The organism is Priestia abyssalis, from assembly GCF_002019595.1.
GTDB lineage: Bacteria > Bacillota > Bacilli > Bacillales > Bacillaceae_H > Bacillus_BA > Bacillus_BA abyssalis.
Map to the genome: position 1 here is coordinate 2,893,857 of NZ_KV917369.1, position 18,201 is coordinate 2,912,057.

The window sequence follows — 18,201 nt, forward strand, 5'->3', positions numbered from 1 at the left end:
AACGTGTCGAGTTATTAAGTGGAATATATATAGAATACTATTAAGGGGAAGTTTCATAAAGATGGAATTTTCCCTTGCCCTTATTCTAAAGGTGTATTATACTTAATTTAAATCGTAACAATTACGATTTAAAGGGCGGACTTTTGCTTAAATCAGACAATTTTAGACACACATGCTTTTCATCGAGTACATACTATTTTCCCTCTGCCCTAAACAAAACACGTCCGCTCTTTTTGAGCGGACGTGTTTTGTTTATATGTGGAATCAATGCTCATGGCCATTTTCTTCTTGATCCATTTCTTCATTTTCAGCGCTCATCGTCACCTTATCGCCGACTTGGATGTGCATTTTCGGCATTGTATGCATACTTTTCGCATTCGTATGGGCAATGACTTCATATGTACCTTCTTCTGTAAATGTTTTATCGATATGATAAATACCTTTCCCCTCACCTTTTGCAGCAATCCGTTCTTTTTTCTCTCCGTTAATGAGCTCGAACGTTACTTCCGCGTCTTCCACCAGCTCATCTCCATATGTAACCTTCGCCTCAATTGGCATCGTTTCATTCACTTCCGCCTTTTCTTCAGCAAGAATTTCAACTTCCACGACTTTCACTTCCGGCTCAGGCGCTGCCTCTTGCCCTCCGCATCCTGATAATATGGCCATCAGCCCGACCAGCGCTGGCAGGATGAATCTTTTCATCTTTCTTTCCCCTTTCCTTCTTGCTTTTAATGAAAACAGTATCATAAAATTGTGAGAACTTTATGAAATGAACAAAGTTCACGCTTTTATCACAATTATTACCTATAATATATGTAACATAACAAATTTAACAGGGGCAAAAAACGCCCCTATTAAATCTGTTACGCACAAACCACAAGAATCTTTGCAAGTCTATTCGAAGCAGTAAAATAAAAAAAACTTGAATAAAACCCAAAAACTATAATGACTTTATAACTTTAGGTTAAATTCATCTCACAATTAAGGAGGCCATTTTTTTGAAGAAAGCCGTTCTTTTTGTTTTGGCATGTTCATGGCTGTTGACGAGCTGTTCTTCTCCGGAACAATTGCCGTCCATTCCTGTTCAAGAAGATTATGTCATGACGGTCAATATTCAAGATCATTCCCTTTCATTTATTGATACGGAATCATATGAAGAAAAAACGTGGACACTCCCTTTTGCCTTTCAACGTGCAGCGCTATTAACAGACGACCAACTTCTATTATACGGAAAAGAGCTGGACCGTGTATATATTTATGAACTCTCCAGTGGTAAAGCAACCGATGAATGGAAGACCGGAAAAGGCATTGAAAATATGGTCTTATCAAAAGACGGAACTCATGTATATGCGGCAGACCAAAAACGACACTCTTTACGGGTGTTTACGCTAGACGGCAAACAGCATGAAGAAATAAAACTGGACAGTGCCCCGTTTACGATACTGGAAAGCAGCGATAAACTGTACGCAGCAAGCTACGAAGAAGCTTATATAAGCGTCATCTCGAAATCCTCCTGGAAAACGATAGGAACGTTTCCGGCACCGTCCCGCTCAGTCGGCGGCTGGATTGATGAACAAAAAGATGAATTATGGCTTGGAGGCCACGGTTCAGGCGAACAAATCCAGGATGACATTTATATCTACTCGCTGACTGGCGGCACATTAAAAGAAACAATTACAACACCTGTAATGCCGATTGATTTTGCTCATGACCAAGACCATGTTTATGTATTAAGCCACGGCTCGAGCGAACTTTGGAAAATCGACTATGATACGAAGCGCATCGAAGAAAAACTTGAAACCGGCTCTAACCCCTTTTCCATGAAGCTCTTTCATGAAAAGCTATATATTGCCAGCTATGACAGCAATAAAGTCCAGGTAGTCGATTTAAAAACATTTGAAACGATCAAACAAATTCCGGTCGGAACGGGACCGTTTCAACTATTTGTTAGAGAGGAAGAACAAACGTGAAGGATGTAACCATTTTAATTGTGGACGACGAATCGGATATGCGCCAGCTCGTTAAACTGTATCTTGAAAAGGAAGGCTTCCGCTGTATGGAAGCAGCCAACGGACAAGAGGCGTTAGACCTTTTGAATACCCAAAGCCCGCAGCTCATTTTACTTGATGTGATGATGCCTAAGATGGACGGGTTTACCGCTGCAGCTGCCATCCGTCAAAAAATGCAGATTCCCATCATCTTTTTAACGGCGCGCGGAGATGAATGGGACCGCATTCATGGACTAAATCTCGGAGCGGATGATTATATGATGAAACCGTTCAGCTTCGGTGAACTCATCGCGCGCGTCCAAGCGGTTCTGCGCCGAACGCAGCCAGCGTCACCAAAACCGGAACTCTTACAAGCAGGCCCGCTATCCATCAACAAAAAAGGCCGGCAAGTGTTCTTCAATGATCAGCTCGTTTCGCTTACCCTGAAAGAATATGAGCTGCTTCAATTCCTTTGCGACTATAAAGGGCAAGTCTTTTCAAGAGAACAGCTGCTTGAAAAAATATGGGGCTATGATTACGAAGGAAGCGAGCGCACAGTCGATACGCATATTAAAACCCTTCGCTTAAAACTAAAAGAAGGAGCGGACATTATCCATACCGTTTGGGGTGTCGGCTATAAAGTCGAGGTGTAAAATGGCGTGAAGTGGAGTTCCTTTTCCTTTCAAGCGCGTTTTCGCTTCATGGTGAGCGCGATCATTTGCATGACGATTTTGTTTTCGTTTTTATTCATTCATTTTTTATACCGGGACCTTTACGTCAAAGACATCGAACGGTCTTTGCTGCAAGAAGGAAAAAATATCGCCTCACAATATTTGGGCGGGGAAGTATCCGAGCAGCTGAAACAAAATGTGGCGTGGCATAATGCCATATCTGAATCTGAAATTTTGCTTATCGATAATCCGAGAGACTTAAGTGCGTGTCTGCCTTTTGAAATGAACCATGAAGCATTAATCACTGAACATGAACGACGAAAATTATTGTCTGGCGAACATTTAATTAAGACCGGCTATGAAGAGCGGTTCGAACGCGACATTATGGGCGTGGTCATCCCGCTTTTAGATAAAGAGCGGCTGATGGGCATCATATATTTATATTTGCCCCTTTCCCCCATTCAGGAAGTGTTCAATAAATCGGCCCCAATTTTACTCTGTACGGGCGTCCTGTTCTTTCTATTCATGGTCATATTCGGCAATAAGCTCGTTCGTTCACTCGTCAATCCGATTAAAGAAATGGAAGCCTTCTCTCAACATATAGCGAGCGGGAATTTGACGGCACGCCTTCCCGTCCAATCAAAGGATGAGTTGGGACATCTCGCCCTTGCCTTCAACAAGATGACCGAGGCACTCGAAAACCAGGACCAGCAAAAGAAAGAGTTTCTCGCCAACGTATCGCACGAGCTGCGCACGCCACTTAGCTATATAAAAGGCTACAGCGAAGTGCTGAAGGAGGATATGTACAAAAACAAAGAGGAAGCCCTTCGTTATATGAATCTCATTCATCGGGAAGCAGACCGCATGCATCGCCTCGTCCAGGATTTGCTTGATTTGGCCCAACTGGAAGCAGATATGTATCCGTTAAAAAAAGAGCCGCTCGTTCTCGCGCAAGTATTGGAAGATACAATCGACCAATTCATTCCCGCGTTCCGCCAAAAACAACTGAACTTTGAAGCTCAATTTGATTGGGATGTAATCATGAACGGCGATCACGATCGGTTGTCGCAAGTGTTTTATAACCTGCTCGACAATGCAGTGAAATACAATCGGGAAAACGGACGGATTTTTGTTTCTTTACGTGTCGAAAAGGATGTCATCACCATCCAGATTGAAGACTCGGGAATCGGCATCGAACAAGAAGACATCGTTCGGTTAGGGGAGCGTTTTTTCCGGGCAGATAAGGCACGGACCCGCACGAAAGGCGGAACGGGGCTGGGACTTGCGATTGTCAAGCAAATCGTACAGCGCCACGAAGGCACGATGGAACTGGCGAGTTTAACCAACGAAGGCACAACCGTTACACTTCGCTTTCCTCTCGAACATTTCGAATGATGGCTGATTGGATTCTTCATATGGTAAAATATAGACAACATTCATTTCCACTCAGGGGAGATTTCTAAATGAAAGAAAAAAATAAACCATCAAATCAAGCGGCGGATGAACAGCTTGATGAAGAAACGTTATTCATGGTCACGCAAACATTTAAAGCGCTGTCCGACCCTACCCGTTTGCGCATTTTGTATTTACTGTTTCAGGGCGAGTATTCCGTCAACGAAATCGCGGAACGATTAGGATTGCTGCAATCGACTGTTTCCCATCAGCTCCGCTTTCTCAAAAACCTGCGACTTGTGACATTCCGCCGCGAAGGCACATCGCTCTACTATTCGCATGACGACGAGCATGTCATGGATTTGTTGAAACAATCGATTGAACATGCGAGGCATCACTAAATGCCAAACCGTTGAAGCAGAAAACACGAACATAGTACTCTAAATTGAATATGGGTATCATTTCAACTTAATCGAAGCCGACAAAAGACATCTAGGAATCCTGGATGTCTTTTGTCTATATGCTTCACCAGTATTTTTCAGTTTACCTACCAAGAGAGCTGCCTCCATTTCTTCATCTGCCGGGTCACGAAAGAAACCGTACTTTTCAAGCAAAAGCATGTATGGTACTTAACGTTTTATTACAAACTATGGTAAATCATATATTTTGAAAGAAACTATTACATGAGAAGGTATTATGATCATGAACAATTGTTGTCGCCATCCGCTTGCACGAATCAGTGTATTTGGCATCACCCATTTACAACGGCAAAATCCTTACATGGTTGCTTGGTGGTCCGCCTCATTTCCAGGATTCGGGCATTTCTTGCTCAATCAATATATACGGGGAATGCTGTTAACCCTGTCCGAGGTTATTACGAATACGCTAGCTCATATTAACGAAGCCATGGTTTATTCCTTTTGCGGAAAATTTGAACTTGCTAAATCGGTCATTGAGCCTAAATGGACATATGGCTACCTTATTATTTATTTGTTGGCGATAGGAGATAGTTATCGATCAGCCTTATCCCAGAATAAAATGTGCTATCTGGCAGAGCTAGAAAATGGACCTATACAAAGCATAAGAATTTCTCCATCTGAAATCCAATACTTAGAACAAAAAAGCCCTGCAGTTGGAGCCGTGTACTCTTTTTTCTTCCCCGGTTTAGGTCAATTATATAATCATCGGTTTGGACTTGCCTTTTATGCCATGTTCTGGTGGTGGGCGTATCTCGCTTTATCAAATGTTCATGAATCTTTATTGAACCTACTGTTAGGACGTATGGTCGAGTCTATCTCCATGCTTCATCCGCACTGGTTGTTATTTATGCCATCTGTTATGGGGGGATCAATCTTTCATGCATATGTTACAGCTGTGGAACACAATCGTCTTTTTTGCCTGGAGCAACGGCAGCATCTCACAAATCGCTACCGGAACTCCAAGGTCCGTATCTTCTCTTAAGCAGGTGTTTACAAAATGCTCATTATCGGAACGTTCGAACACTCAATCGAGTTAGAACAAGCATTGGCTATTTTGGAACACAGCGGTATCTCACGGGATCATATACTCGTGTCCTTTATGGACTCTGAGCCCACATCCCCTTCCCACTTAATGAGCAAATCACACGACGTTCGTTCGAAAGGCTTTGAAGTAGGCATCTCATTTGCGACTGGAAGCGCTGTGATTGGAGCGAGTGTTGGGTTTATTTTGACATGGGGACCGATCATTTGGGGGCTGATTGCTTCCTTTATCGGGTTTGGTATCGGTTTTGGTTTATATTATATCATCAAAAAGGGCAATCGCCGCTCTCACTTTGCGAAGAAACTTCCTGAAGTTACAATTGTTATTCAATGCACGGAAGACCATTCCAACCATATTAAGGAAATTATGTGGAATTATCGTGCCCTGACGGTCGGACAAGTTCTGCAACCATCCCTTCAACATGGTGAAATGACGGTAAAATAATGAAACATGGGCAAAGAACGCCCATGTTTCATTATTTTTTAGGTCTATTTTCCCTTTTATTTCTCCAACTCATTGACGATGAATCATATGTCCCCTACAATTTTCTTAGGAGAGGTGAAAAATATGACAAAGAAACCTTTTATTTACAGCATTGGCTGTTCGGTTCTCATGAGTCCATTGTTAGCGACTCCTTCAGGTGCAGCTGCCGCTCCGAACGAATATGCCACAGTAACGGCCGATGTGCTGAATGTGCGCTCCTATCCCAGTACAGGAAGCAATGTCATCGGCAAACTCAGCAAAGATCAGGAAATAAGCATTTTAGCCGAACAGGACGACTGGTCTCACATTACATATGGAAATAAAAAGGGATGGGTATCATCTACATACATACAAAAAGGAAAAGCGGCGGCAAAAACTCCTGCAAATACGGCATCAACTCAAAAAACAGGGGTAAATGCATTCGTCAAAGCAAGTAACTTAAATGTCCGATCTGCCCCAAGCACAAGCGGAAACATTATCGCTTCTTTACCAAACGGGACAAAAGTGACGGTTTTAGGCGAAAAAAACGGGTGGTCACAAATTAAAACACCACAAAATCAAACCGGGTGGGTCACCAGCCAATATTTAGCGAAAACGGCTCCCCCTCAAACAGACGGTGCCGCCAAGCCTGCTGCTCCTCCTACCGCAGGTGAAAAAACAGGAACGGTAACGGCAAGCAACTTAAATGTGCGCTCTTCGGCAAGCACTAGTGGGACAATCATCGCCTCTTTACCAAAAAATACGAAAGTAAGTGTTCTTTCAACACAAGGAAGCTGGGTACAAATTAAATTGGAGAATAAGAAAACCGGATGGGTCGCCGCTGCTTATTTGACCATTTCTCAAACGGCCGTTCAGCCAAACAAGCCCGCTGTTCCCTCTCCCGAAACAGGCAAAACCGGGACCGTCAATGTCAGCAGCTTGAATCTGCGCTCGATGCCAAGTACATCTTCCCAAGTCTTGAGCTCTTTACCGCGGGGCACGGCCGTTGCCATTCTTAAAGTTGAGTCAGGATGGGCGCAAGTAAAAACGTCGGCCAATCAAATCGGATGGGTGTCTTCCCCTTATTTAACGATGAAAGAAGCAGCCGGTAAACCCGATACGGCAAAACCGGCGACTCCAGCGCAGTCTGTCACATTAAAATCAAATGCCAATTTACGAAAAGGGCCCGGGACGAGCTTTTCGGTGGTCGGAAGCGGACAAGCCGGTACGACTTATACGCTTATCAAAGAGCAAAATGATTGGATGAACATCAAGCTCTCCAATGGACAAGAAGCATGGGTCGCCGGATGGCTTGTGACGAAAGGAAATACGGCACCTACTGCCCCAACCGCCCCTCCTTCGATACCGGCCAGTATACTGAAAGGCAAACGAATCGTCATCGATGCGGGTCACGGCGGGAAAGACAGCGGAACGGTCGGCCAAAAAGGATCATTGGAAAAAACATTGGCCCTCAATACATCCAAGCTCGTCGTGTCTTTACTGAAACAAGCGGGAGCGAACGTGGTCATGACAAGGGACGATGATACATTCATCAGCCTTTCCGGACGCGTGACCGTAAGCCATCAGCATAATGCGGATGCGTTCATCAGCATTCACTATAATGCTGCAAGCCCGAGCGCAAATGGTATTATGTCTTTTTATTACAGCGCTGAAAAAGAACGCCAGCTGGCAAAAACGATTCAAGAGAGTCTCATAAAATATACAAACATGAACGATATGGGCGTTCGTTTCGGAAACTTCCATGTCATACGCGAAAATAAAAAGCCGGCCGTGCTGCTCGAACTTGGTTTCCTCTCGAACCCGGCTGAAGAACAAGTCGTCAAATCAGACGCCTTCCAGCAAAACGCCGCCAAGGCCATTTACGAAGGCATTGCCCGCTATTTCGAGCAGTTGTAAATACTCAGCAAGTTCAACATCAAAACGCTTGAAGCCTTATATGGCTCAAGCGTTTATTCATTGTTCCTTCATCTTTCCCCAAATCGTCCGATTATCTATTGAACCTTGTAATAATCCTTATACCAATTAATAAAATACCCGACACCCTCTTTAATTGACGTCCTTGGATAAAATCCTGTGTCCTCCATTAAATCTTTTATATCTGCAAATGTTTCCGGTACATCTCCTTGTTGGAGCGGCAAAAATTCTTTTTTGGCTTTCATCCCTAATTTCTCTTCAATTCCTTCGATAAACTCCATCAAGTCTACTGGATGGTGATTTCCGATATTATAGAGTTTATATGGAGCGTAACTGGCGGCGGGATCTGGTTGATTTCCATGCCATTTAGGATCGGGAGCCGGCTTCCGATGGATCAACCGAACGATACCTTCTACAATGTCATCAATATACGTAAAGTCTCTTTTCATTTTTCCGTAGTTAAATACTTTGATCGGTTTGCCTTCTAAAATGGCCTTCGTGAATAAGAAATAGGCCATATCCGGTCTTCCCCACGGACCATATACGGTGAAAAACCTTAACCCTGTAACAGGCAATCCGTGTAAATGGCTGTATGCATGCGCCAAAAGCTCGTTCGCCTTTTTCGTTGCCCCGTATAAGCTTACTGGATGGTCCACTGAATGATGGGTGGAAAACGGCATGTTTGTGTTGGCTCCATATACAGAGCTGGTAGATGCATAAAGTAGATGTTCAACGTTCGTTCTCTTGCACTCCTCCAAAAGATTGGAGAAACCAACAATATTTGAATCTATATATGCACGCGGATTCTCAAGACTATAGCGAACACCTGCCTGTGCAGCAAGATTGATGACGATTTTAGGCCTATACCTTTCAAAGATATCTTTAAGTCCCTTCTCATCTTCTAAACTAACCTTATGAAAAAAGAAGTTTTCATGAAGTAATTGAACTAGTCGATCACGCTTTAATGAAGCATCATAATAATCATTCAAATTATCAATACCTATGACAGTGTATCCTTCACTAACCAGTCTCTTTGATAAATGATAGCCAATGAATCCGGCACATCCCGTGACTAAAATATGCATCATTTTCTCTCTCCTTTCTTCTTTTCTCTGTATTGGTTATCTTATGAAAATATCGCATTTAAGGTGTTAAAACTTAGACGTCCTGTCCAAAAGCTTTTACAAACTTATACATAAATGAAGAGACATGAGTGTTTTACTCATGTCTCTTCATTTATGTGGATTGACTTTTACTAAGCGAAGGCTGTTTAAAATGACAAGCAATGCGGCACCTGTATCGCTTAAAACCGCCATCCACAGCGTTAACCAGCCTGGAAAAATGAAAAGTAAGGCAATGGCTTTCACAATTAAGGAGAACCAGATATTTTGCTTGATAATGGATAATGCCTTTTGACTCAAGGCAATCGTATATGGAAGCTTTTCAAGATTATCCGCCATGAGCACGATATCTGCCGTTTCCATCGCTGTATCTGTTCCAGCTCCCCCCATCGCAATACCAAGGTCCGCCGTTGCCAGTGCCGGTGCATCATTAATGCCGTCCCCCACCATTGCCGTCTTGTAGCCCTCCTGTTGCAATTGCTTGATGGCATTCACTTTATCTTCAGGTAAAAGTTCGGCGAAATAACGATTCACTCCCGATTGAGAGGCAATCATTTTTGCCGTGCCTTCGTTATCACCCGTCAACATCACTACCTGCGAAATACCGATTTCCTGAAGATGATTTAACGATGATACAGCCGATGGGCGAATCGTATCTGCCACTCCGATCACACCGCATACTTCATTCTCTGTTCCGATGATGACAATCGTTTTTCCTTCTTTTTGAAGCCGTTCAATCTGTTCGAGCGAATCGCCAAACGGTGTGCCGATTTCTGAAAATAGTTTGACGTTTCCTGCATAATATACCTTGCCGTCAATGACCCCTTGTACTCCCTTGCCCGTAATGCTTTTGAAATCTTCCCCTTTTAAAGAGGAAATACTGTTTTCACGTGCATATTGCACAATCGATTTGGCGATCGGATGGGTTGAATATTCTTCTAATGTCGCGGCAATCGATAGGAGCTGTTCTTTGGGCACCGTAAACGGAAGAACGGTAGAAACAGCTGGTTTTCCTTCTGTCAGCGTTCCTGTTTTATCAAATGCAATTGCTCTTAAATGGCCGGCTGTTTCCAAAAAAGTTCCACCCTTTATGAGCACGCCGTTTTTAGCTGCGTTTCCGATGGCCGATACGATGGCAACGGGAGTCGAAATGACAAGGGCACACGGACAAGCAATGACCAATAATTCAAGTCCTTTATAAAACCACTCGTTCCAGGAGCCAAATCCGAAGAAAGGAGGAACAACCATAACCAATAAGGCTCCGATAAAAACGATAGGCGTGTAAATGCTTGCGAATTTGTCGACGAACGCTTCGGTCGGCGCTTTCTTTTCTTGAGCCTCTTCCACCAAGTGAATGATTTTCGAAATGGTCGTATCTTCTAAAAGCTTCGTCACTCTAATCTCCAGCGAACCATTTTCGTTGATGGTGCCGGCATAAACCGGGTCGCCCATTTCTTTATCAACCGGAATCGATTCCCCGGTAATCGGGGCTTGGTTGACGCTTGATTGCCCCGCTGTAATGTCGCCATCCAACGGAATTTTCTCTCCCGGCTTGACCACGATGATTTGCCCTACCGAAATCTCTTCTACCGCTTTTTTGACAACTTCTCCTTCTTCTTTAACCCATGCTTCAGGAGGAGCCAAATCCATTAAATTTCGGATCGACTGACGCGTTTGCTCGATCGAGCGTGTTTGCAAAGCCGCACCCAGCGCAAATAGCCAGACAATCGTCGCCCCTTCCAGCCACTCCCCGATGAGGGCAGCTCCAACAACGGCAATGGACATGAGCACATTCATATCCAATGAACGGCTTTTGATGGCATAGTACGCACTTTTAGCCGGTTTATAACCGCTCATCACGATGGCTGCCGCATAAAGCAATGTCGTGACCATATCTGAAACGCCGGCATATGAACCAAGAAAACCTAAAGCAATGAGAATCCCGGAAACAATGAGCCGGCCGCTCTCCCCCTGATGTTTCCCTTTTTCAACGGTCTGTCTCGGGCTGGAAACGAAAGTGGCTTTATATCCCGCTTTCTCCACTTCTTTTTTGATTTCTTCGATACTGTTTTTATGGTCGATTTGCATTTTCCCGGTTGAAAAGTGCACATTCACTTCCCGAACGGAAGGCACGTTCCTCATATGGTTTTCAAGGGATTTCGCACAAGCTCCGCAGTCCATTCCTTCAATAACATATGTTTTCATCTTTTTCTTTTCGTTTAAGGGTTCAATCTCATACCCGAGGTTTTCCACCTCTTTTTGGATGAACTGAAAAGCGGAGCCGTCATGGGCGGATACTTGCATTTTCCCGGTGTTGTAATGAACCTTCACTTCTTCAATATCTTTCATGCTTTTCAAGCTCTTTTCAATCGTTAAAGCACAAGACGGGCAGTCCATACCATAAATGCGAAAATCTGCTTTTTCACCCGCTCTGCTCATCACGAAATCTTTTTCTGTATCCATTGGATGTTCACTGCCGCAGCAGCTTATGGACTCTTTCTTTAAAGCGCTGCTGTCTGAACATATTTTTTCATGTACATGATTTTTCTCATGATTGCAGCACGCTACATGTTCGTCCATCGCTTCCATTAGCGTGCTTTCCTGCTGACGACATGCATCCTTCTTTTTTTCTTTTTCCGTATCTCCTCTTTGATTCAAATCAATCAACTCCTCGTAACTAAGAAAAGCGCAAGCGCCTTGGTCAAAGAAGGCCGACTAAGATCGCCACGTCAATCACCAACGTCGGCATGACCCGCATCCTGCGGCCCCAAGAAAATAGGGATTGACCCAGAAGGCGCTTTTTGCCTTATGTGGGCAATCATCATTTCCCGTGCTAAGCTAGGGGCTGGAACTAAACACTAGTACTCATCGAAAAAATTATACTTTCTTCCTCTTTACACAAAAACAGCCTCCGTTTACCAACTTCGGGTTCACTATGGAAAAGGCCTTTGCAAACATGGACCATTTTATCCTCTTGTATTGACTTCTTTTTGATGAAGGAAGGCTATTTCAATGAGTTGTTCCACGTGCTCGTCATCTAAAGAATAAAAGGCAAGCTTTCCTTCCTTACGATATTTCGCGATTCCCATGTTGCGAAGAAGGCGTAAATGATGAGAAGTTGTCGCGACCGTGGCGCCTGTAATGTTTGCTGCATCACACACACACAATTCCCCTCCCTTATAGAGGGCAAACACAATCTTCATTCTCGTTTCGTCCGCTAACGCTTTTAACATTTTCGTTACACGTTGAATTTCCTCTGTATCAATAGAAGATTTAATGCTATTGACTTTTTCTTCATTAAAACAATAAATATCGCAACGGTCTTTTTCCATGAAATCCCCCTCGTTCCCGACATTCAAATATTCATTTGATTATAATATATGATGAATTAATGAAATGGTCAAATAATTGTTTGAATATTAATATACCTTTTGCATCATCTAGGTAATTATGATTAATACTGTATGTTTAGTATTGACAAAGTGTGGGCCTAAAATGGAACGTTGCCATATTTTTATAAAAAAACAGCGAGTATGGATTGATAAACCATTTCACAGTTTACCCAGCCATACCCGCTGACAATCGTTTTAAAAGAAAAACAAATATATTTTAATTAATAGTAAACCAAGAAGGACCGTGCCGGTAAAGCGAAGAAAGGCCATTTCCCGAAACGACTTCCACAACATTTCCTTGACCGTGACATAACCGAACGTTCCAATGGCTGTTCCCGCCAATAATGCGTTAAGTTTTACCGATTCCATCTGCATTTCATTTCCCGCCAAAACACTGATTCCTAACGTTCCCGCCAATAGCACTGCAATACATACAAAAATCCATTCGTTTATTTTGGCGGCAGAAAAAGATACCATTAATGCTACCCCTTCCGGCACTTGATGAAGAATAAAGGCTGTCAAAAAGGAGGTGGTCAAAAAAGAATCATAACCGATTGTGATTCCTATGTTTAAGCCTGCCGGAACCGTATGAAAGCCGATCGCGATGAAAAGAAGAAAAGGCCATAATTGTTCATGGGCGGAATGAATGCGCTTATGTAAATAGGATTCGAATACAACCATTAGTATATACCCATTGATGATGCCTATGACGACACCCGTTGTATGATAATAGTGAAGAGAATGAGGAATAATCTCCAAACATAATAAGCCGAGCAGCATCCCCCCGCAGCAGCTGTACACATAGTGAATGCTTCCTTTCAAAAGCGAACAAATCAATTTTCCGACGACTCCTCCAATTCCCAACCCCACTAACGAAGCAGTCATTAACCAGACTGTAAATCCCCCTGCTCCCGACAACTTGTATCCCCCCTCCATCTTCTATCATTATGTCTATTCAAGAGACAGGGACGAGATACATAGGTTGTCAGCTGATTAACATATCTTTGCAGAATAAAATCGAGCAGCAGAAGTTCCCTCCTGCTGCTCGATTATCCAAGTTCCATCACTGCCACTTTCATTATAGGAAAGCTTCACGCTGTTAAGCCGCCAATTTTCGGCATGTCTCTGCACAATTAAAACAAGCTTCCGCACATGTTTGACAATGGTCATGCTGGTGCTTTTGGCACTCGTTTCCGCATGCTTCGCAGATTGCGGCACATACTTCCGCTAATTCGGAAATAAACGGGGTTCCTCTGCCAATGGCTTGTTCAAGATATGCGCAAATATCCGCACATTCTCGATCCAACCGAATGCATTCAGCCATCATTTGCATATCCTCTTCCTTTAAGCAAGAATCGTAACAATGATTGCATGCAACCATACATTCATGCAGTGTTTCCATGACAGATTGATATTGTTCGTGTGACATTTTTGACATCCTCCTTTATGTTGTTTCTTTGTGATACAATAACCGGCTGTTTACTTTTTCAAACATCCTTTTTCGTTCAAACCTCGTATTCTTTCATTACAGAAATGCTGCCCCGTTCGATTAAGCAGAAAGCTTCACCATTTTTTGTTCTAATCCCGTCATTTCACTTCATTTTTTCTCTGTTTACATTCGACAAAAGAACAAAAAGGGAACGGACAAATCCATTCCCTTCGTGTCTGCACACCAAAACATCTTTAAATTATTTAGTGAATTTCAGTTTGAAGTCACCATCATATGGAATATGTTCAACGGTTATAATGATGTCATTCCCATCTTTGTCTTTACCGTTTCTTTTATAAGTGAATTTATTTTCATTTAGCTCTGTCAGTTCGAGAACTGCACCGTATTTCATTCCTAGTGAAGCATGAGCTCTTAACTTATTACCATGTACAACATCGAAATATCCATAATCACCGCGGCTTTCACCGGTTTCAGCATGAAAGAATTCATATTTGTTTGTCTTAAAATCATATTTTGCAAGACCTAAGTAATTTTTGTTATAGCTTGATACATCATTGCCGTTTTCATCCAATGCCACTGTTCCTTGCCATAGGGTTCCAGATAAAATTTTATCCCCATCGATGTCTGTAACGACTTCTCCTGTTTTTGCTTCCAAAGTTTTATCTGAATGCGTAAAGGAAAGCTCTGTTTCTTTATAAGGAATATGTTCAACGAACACCTCTACTTCGTTGCCATTAGCATCCTTCCCCCTTCTTTTATAAGTAAACATCTCTTTATTTAGCTCTGTTATTTCAACAACAGCTTGGTAACCCATTGATTCTGAAATTAATACTCTACTCTTCCCATCATTAGTGATAAAGAAAGTTCCTTTATCGCCACGACTTTCTTTCGTCGTTTTATCAAAAAATTCATATCTTGATGTTTCATCATCATATTTCGCAAGACCAATAAAGTTTGCGTTCTCCTTTGTTAAATCATTATTGTCTTTATCATAAACTTTCGTACCTTGCCAATTTGTACTGCTTAAAATTTCAGCCATTTCCTGCCCTTTGGTTAACTTACTTTCCTTTTTCTCTTTAACAGCTTGTTCTTGGTTCTGTTTACTATGATTTTCTTGGGCATTAGCGCTGCACCCTGTTAATACTAATGTGAATCCGAGCAGTATGGATGAAATTGCTTTTGCTTTCTTATTCATGGTTGCCGTCTCCTTATTTTATGATTGTAGTGTAGTTTACATTGGTTTCGATGGTACTGGTTGGAATCTTATACCATCTGCCTATTTCGCTCCTGCCTTTAACAAAATCTGTTCAATCTCTTTAAACCCTTTCTCGCGTGCATGCTGCAAAGGAGTTACATTATTTTTATCAGGTATGTTCACATCTGCTCCATAATCTATAAGCAATTGTACTGTTTGCTGCTGCTTTTCGTCTCCATCATTTAAAATAATGGCTTCTAGTAAAGCCGTCCAACCAAGATCATTGACATGATTAACATCAGTATCCGTATTAGTAAGAAGCTTTTTGACAACATTCACATATCCATGTTCAGAAGCAGGAATCAAAGCAGTTCCTCCATACCGGTTAGTAATCGTCGGATCGGCCCCTTCTTCAATAAACCTGTTTATCATTGCCGTTTCTTTACGTTCTACAGCTTGAATCAGTTGTTCATTCACACCCTTTTCCGCCTCCTTTTCTTGTTTATTTAGCACTCCTTCATTATCTGAGACACAGCCTTGAAGGATGAAAAGACATCCAAGGACTTTTATTAGTCGCCTCCACACGAAATACACCATCCCATAATTATTTGATATTGTTTTTTCTCGTTACCCATAAATCAAAAGGCTCAGCCCCAAAAGGACGTCCTCCTTCCTCCATTACATTCCGACGTGCCAATAAAATGGCTTGCTCTAAAAATTTTGGGGTTTCCATGATGGTTTTCCTCCCTTATAAGTGTTTAGTTGACTTTGTTATTCTGTCTTTAGTTATGTTAGTACCTAATCTTAAACTCTACCTAAATAAATTCTTAAAAAAAGATAAAATTATTAATAAAACTCCTTAATGTTTATAAAAAATCCCGTCACAAAGGTGACGGGTCATCAAATACACTATTCAAACATTAAAACGATACCCTGCTCCCCAAACGGTTTCCAAAAATTTCGGATGTGCAGGATCTCTTTCGATTTTTTCACGTAACTTTCTTATATGGACGGTCACGGTGGCAACATCTGCAGCTGACTCCATCCCCCAAATACTTTCGTAAAGCTGCTCTTTGTTCAATACTTGATTCGGATGCATGACAAAAAACACCAACAAATCGAACTCCTTTGTAGTAAAAGGAACTTCCTCTCCGCTAATATGAACTTTCCTTGCTGACTTATCAATGGAAATTCCATGAACGAAGATCGTATTTCGTTTGGTTTGGCTTCCTGCTAAACGCTCATAACGCGCTAAATGAGCTTTCACTCTAGCAACCAGTTCGCTTGGACTAAAAGGCTTTGTAATATAATCGTCTGCTCCTAAACCGAGACCTCGGATTTTATCGATATCTTCCTTTTTGGCGGATACAAGCAAAATCGGAATATTTTTTACAGCACGTATTTGTTTACATATTTCAAATCCATTTAATCCTGGGAGCATGATGTCAAGGATGATTAAATCATAATTTCCTTTAAGTGCATGTTGAAGCCCTCCATCACCAGTATGTTGAATATGGACACGAAAATCATTTATTTCTAAATAGTCTCTTTGCAATTCTGCAATGCTAATATCATCTTCAATAAGCAATATTTCTTTCACATTTTTTCACCTTTCTTTAGGGAGAAAAATACAGTTGTACCTTTACCTATCTCGCTAGCAGCCCAGATTTCCCCTCCATGCTCCCCGATAATTTGTTTTGCAATCGCAAGCCCCAAACCACTTCCGCCTGTCTGAGAATTTCTCGATTGTTCTGCACGGTAAAAACGTTCAAAAATATGTGGTAAAGCAGAAGGCTCTATCCCTTGCCCATTATCTGTTACTTGTACAACTACATCACCTAATCGTTCATTTAGATCAATCGAAATGTTCTTTTGGTCTTTATTCATATACTTCACACAATTACTGATCAGGTTGGCCAATACACGTTTTAATTTCTCTCTATCCGCCGTCACATATATCGGTTTATGAGTAAGGTGAAATTTAATCTGGATGCCTTGTTGAAGTAAATCCAGCTGAAGTTCTTCAACATAGTCCCTCACATATTGTTCGAGTTCGACAGTTTCAAAAGTGAATGGTTCTTTTTTTAAATCCAGCTTAGAAAACAAGAACAGTTCATCGATCATTGAATCCATATGTTTTGCTTTGAAGTACACAGTGGATAAATACTTTTCCATTTTTTGCGGAGTGTTTGCTACACCGTCTTTTATTCCTTCAACATATCCAATAATCGAAGTAATGGGTGTCTTTAAGTCATGAGAAATATTAGACAGAAGTTCTTTGCGGTTTTCCTCATACTGGAGCTGGAGGTTTACGGATTCTTTTAATTTTATTCTCATTTCCTCAAACGCCCTATTTAATTGTCCGATTTCATCATTCGAAATAGCCTTGATTTCAAAATTTAAATCTCCTGATTTTATTCGTTGGGCCCCTTCTTTAAGAAGTGAGATAGGCTTGATGATACTTCGTGAAACTAAATAGTTCAAAACCCCAATAATCATTATAAACAGAACTAGCAATACACCGAATAAAATTGGAAACAACTCTCGAGTTAACTCAGCATAGGAATTTACCTTTCTTAATACGAAAATACTTCCTTTACTTTGATCAGGAAAATAAAAATCAAACTTCACATACGTAAAAAAATAGTCGTTGATTTTAATCGTATCTCTTGTATTGATGTTGGTTGCTTCAAACCCGGGAAGGGATTTAATCAATACTTTCTTATCAAGACCATCAGAAGCGTACTCGACGTGTGAATTTTTTCTAACGACAACCTTGATATCCTTCTGTTCAATCTGCTTCAGTGGTTCTTCGTTCAAAAGCTGCTTAGGACTATTTTTAGCCAATAGCTTTAAGTCAAGAAATACACTCTCTTCTACTGTAGTCAATGGTTTTTGAACATACGATTTTTTATAAAGATGCTCTATAGATTTTGTATCACCCGTTATCGCGAATATAAGTAAAAACCCAGCTGCTAATAATAAAGTGATAGAAATAAGGATTACTGCAACGTAGGATAACAGAAACCTCGTTTTAATTGACATCATACTCACTCCAGTATTTATCTTTCACT

At 41.7% G+C, this 18,201-nt stretch carries 18 protein-coding genes; 7 read left to right on the forward strand and 11 right to left on the reverse strand.

Annotated features, from left to right (window positions below; genetic code table 11):
- Positions 1-264 precede the first annotated feature (264 nt).
- Entirely contained in the window at positions 265-702 is a 438-nt protein-coding gene (locus BK575_RS13840; RefSeq protein ID WP_169907807.1) for a FixH family protein, read from the reverse strand.
- 296 nt (positions 703-998) lie between these two features.
- On the opposite strand from BK575_RS13840, the gene BK575_RS13845 reads away from it, so the two are divergent.
- The 7 genes from BK575_RS13845 (at position 999) to BK575_RS13875 (ending at position 7,951) form a co-directional block, all read left to right on the forward strand.
- A complete protein-coding gene (locus BK575_RS13845) occupies positions 999-1,970 on the forward strand; it encodes a YncE family protein (protein WP_078410896.1) in 972 nt (323 codons plus the stop codon).
- Positions 1,967-2,641, forward strand: coding sequence for a response regulator transcription factor (locus tag BK575_RS13850; RefSeq protein ID WP_078410897.1), 675 nt, complete (start codon positions 1,967-1,969; stop codon positions 2,639-2,641). Before BK575_RS13845 ends, BK575_RS13850 begins: the two co-directional genes overlap by 4 nt.
- Before the next feature lie 6 nt (positions 2,642-2,647).
- Entirely contained in the window at positions 2,648-4,054 is a 1,407-nt protein-coding gene (locus tag BK575_RS13855) for a sensor histidine kinase (RefSeq protein WP_078410898.1), read from the forward strand.
- A 68-nt stretch (positions 4,055-4,122) separates the two neighbouring features.
- Positions 4,123-4,452, forward strand: coding sequence for an ArsR/SmtB family transcription factor (locus BK575_RS13860; RefSeq protein ID WP_078410899.1), 330 nt, complete (start codon positions 4,123-4,125; stop codon positions 4,450-4,452).
- A gap of 301 nt (positions 4,453-4,753) precedes the next feature.
- The gene (locus tag BK575_RS13865) at positions 4,754-5,512 is read left to right on the forward strand and encodes a hypothetical protein (RefSeq protein ID WP_078414787.1); all 759 of its coding nucleotides are present in this window, start codon (positions 4,754-4,756) and stop codon (positions 5,510-5,512) included.
- A 15-nt stretch (positions 5,513-5,527) separates the two neighbouring features.
- The gene (locus BK575_RS13870; RefSeq protein ID WP_078410900.1) at positions 5,528-6,016 is read left to right on the forward strand and encodes a hypothetical protein; all 489 of its coding nucleotides are present in this window, start codon (positions 5,528-5,530) and stop codon (positions 6,014-6,016) included.
- Positions 6,017-6,139: 123 nt separating this feature from the next.
- Positions 6,140-7,951 (forward strand): SH3 domain-containing protein, encoded by a 1,812-nt coding sequence (locus tag BK575_RS13875; RefSeq protein WP_078410901.1) that lies wholly within the window; start codon positions 6,140-6,142, stop codon positions 7,949-7,951.
- Between the two features lie 95 nt (positions 7,952-8,046).
- Here the strand turns inward: BK575_RS13875 and BK575_RS13880 are convergent, their stop codons facing one another.
- From BK575_RS13880 to BK575_RS13920, 10 genes are all read right to left on the reverse strand, one after another.
- Positions 8,047-9,054, reverse strand: a complete 1,008-nt coding sequence (locus BK575_RS13880; RefSeq protein ID WP_139368145.1) for an NAD-dependent epimerase — start codon at positions 9,052-9,054, stop codon at positions 8,047-8,049.
- A 147-nt stretch (positions 9,055-9,201) separates the two neighbouring features.
- Positions 9,202-11,679, reverse strand: coding sequence for a heavy metal translocating P-type ATPase (locus BK575_RS13885; protein ID WP_407984380.1), 2,478 nt, complete (start codon positions 11,677-11,679; stop codon positions 9,202-9,204).
- A 377-nt stretch (positions 11,680-12,056) separates the two neighbouring features.
- On the reverse strand, positions 12,057-12,422 hold the full coding sequence (locus BK575_RS13890; RefSeq protein WP_078410903.1) for an ArsR/SmtB family transcription factor: 366 nt from the start codon (positions 12,420-12,422) through the stop codon (positions 12,057-12,059).
- 255 nt (positions 12,423-12,677) lie between these two features.
- On the reverse strand, positions 12,678-13,400 hold the full coding sequence (locus tag BK575_RS13895) for a ZIP family metal transporter (protein WP_169907809.1): 723 nt from the start codon (positions 13,398-13,400) through the stop codon (positions 12,678-12,680).
- 181 nt (positions 13,401-13,581) lie between these two features.
- The gene (locus BK575_RS13900) at positions 13,582-13,911 is read right to left on the reverse strand and encodes a four-helix bundle copper-binding protein (protein WP_078410905.1); all 330 of its coding nucleotides are present in this window, start codon (positions 13,909-13,911) and stop codon (positions 13,582-13,584) included.
- 259 nt (positions 13,912-14,170) lie between these two features.
- Positions 14,171-15,127, reverse strand: coding sequence for a DUF4822 domain-containing protein (locus BK575_RS13905; RefSeq protein ID WP_078410906.1), 957 nt, complete (start codon positions 15,125-15,127; stop codon positions 14,171-14,173).
- Between the two features lie 81 nt (positions 15,128-15,208).
- On the reverse strand, positions 15,209-15,724 hold the full coding sequence (locus tag BK575_RS13910) for an ankyrin repeat domain-containing protein (RefSeq protein WP_078410907.1): 516 nt from the start codon (positions 15,722-15,724) through the stop codon (positions 15,209-15,211).
- A 7-nt stretch (positions 15,725-15,731) separates the two neighbouring features.
- Positions 15,732-15,860 carry a hypothetical protein gene (locus BK575_RS29380; RefSeq protein ID WP_268877730.1) on the reverse strand — a complete coding sequence of 43 codons (129 nt, stop codon included), beginning with the start codon at positions 15,858-15,860 and terminating at the stop codon, positions 15,732-15,734.
- 180 nt (positions 15,861-16,040) lie between these two features.
- Positions 16,041-16,727 (reverse strand): response regulator transcription factor, encoded by a 687-nt coding sequence (locus BK575_RS13915; protein ID WP_078410908.1) that lies wholly within the window; start codon positions 16,725-16,727, stop codon positions 16,041-16,043.
- A complete protein-coding gene (locus tag BK575_RS13920) occupies positions 16,724-18,172 on the reverse strand; it encodes a sensor histidine kinase (protein ID WP_078410909.1) in 1,449 nt (482 codons plus the stop codon). The genes BK575_RS13915 and BK575_RS13920 overlap by 4 nt, the downstream gene beginning before the upstream one ends.
- Positions 18,173-18,201: the final 29 nt, after the last annotated feature.

Excerpts from the sequence above, each read along its gene's own strand:
- BK575_RS13840 (WP_169907807.1), bottom strand. The coding sequence starts at position 702 with ATGAAAAGATTCATCCTGCCAGCGCTGGTCGGGCTGATGGCCATATTA.
- BK575_RS13860 (WP_078410899.1), top strand. The coding sequence starts at position 4,123 with ATGAAAGAAAAAAATAAACCATCAAATCAAGCGGCGGATGAACAGCTT.
- BK575_RS13865 (WP_078414787.1), top strand. The coding sequence starts at position 4,754 with ATGAACAATTGTTGTCGCCATCCGCTTGCACGAATCAGTGTATTTGGC.
- BK575_RS13870 (WP_078410900.1), top strand. The coding sequence starts at position 5,528 with ATGCTCATTATCGGAACGTTCGAACACTCAATCGAGTTAGAACAAGCA.
- BK575_RS13875 (WP_078410901.1), top strand. The coding sequence starts at position 6,140 with ATGACAAAGAAACCTTTTATTTACAGCATTGGCTGTTCGGTTCTCATG.
- BK575_RS13880 (WP_139368145.1), bottom strand. The coding sequence starts at position 9,054 with ATGCATATTTTAGTCACGGGATGTGCCGGATTCATTGGCTATCATTTA.
- BK575_RS13885 (WP_407984380.1), bottom strand. The coding sequence starts at position 11,679 with ATGGAAGCGATGGACGAACATGTAGCGTGCTGCAATCATGAGAAAAAT.
- BK575_RS13890 (WP_078410903.1), bottom strand. The coding sequence starts at position 12,422 with ATGGAAAAAGACCGTTGCGATATTTATTGTTTTAATGAAGAAAAAGTC.
- BK575_RS13900 (WP_078410905.1), bottom strand. The coding sequence starts at position 13,911 with ATGTCACACGAACAATATCAATCTGTCATGGAAACACTGCATGAATGT.
- BK575_RS13905 (WP_078410906.1), bottom strand. The coding sequence starts at position 15,127 with ATGAATAAGAAAGCAAAAGCAATTTCATCCATACTGCTCGGATTCACA.
- BK575_RS13910 (WP_078410907.1), bottom strand. The coding sequence starts at position 15,724 with ATGGTGTATTTCGTGTGGAGGCGACTAATAAAAGTCCTTGGATGTCTT.
- BK575_RS29380 (WP_268877730.1), bottom strand. The coding sequence starts at position 15,860 with ATGGAAACCCCAAAATTTTTAGAGCAAGCCATTTTATTGGCACGTCGG.
- BK575_RS13920 (WP_078410909.1), bottom strand. The coding sequence starts at position 18,172 with ATGTCAATTAAAACGAGGTTTCTGTTATCCTACGTTGCAGTAATCCTT.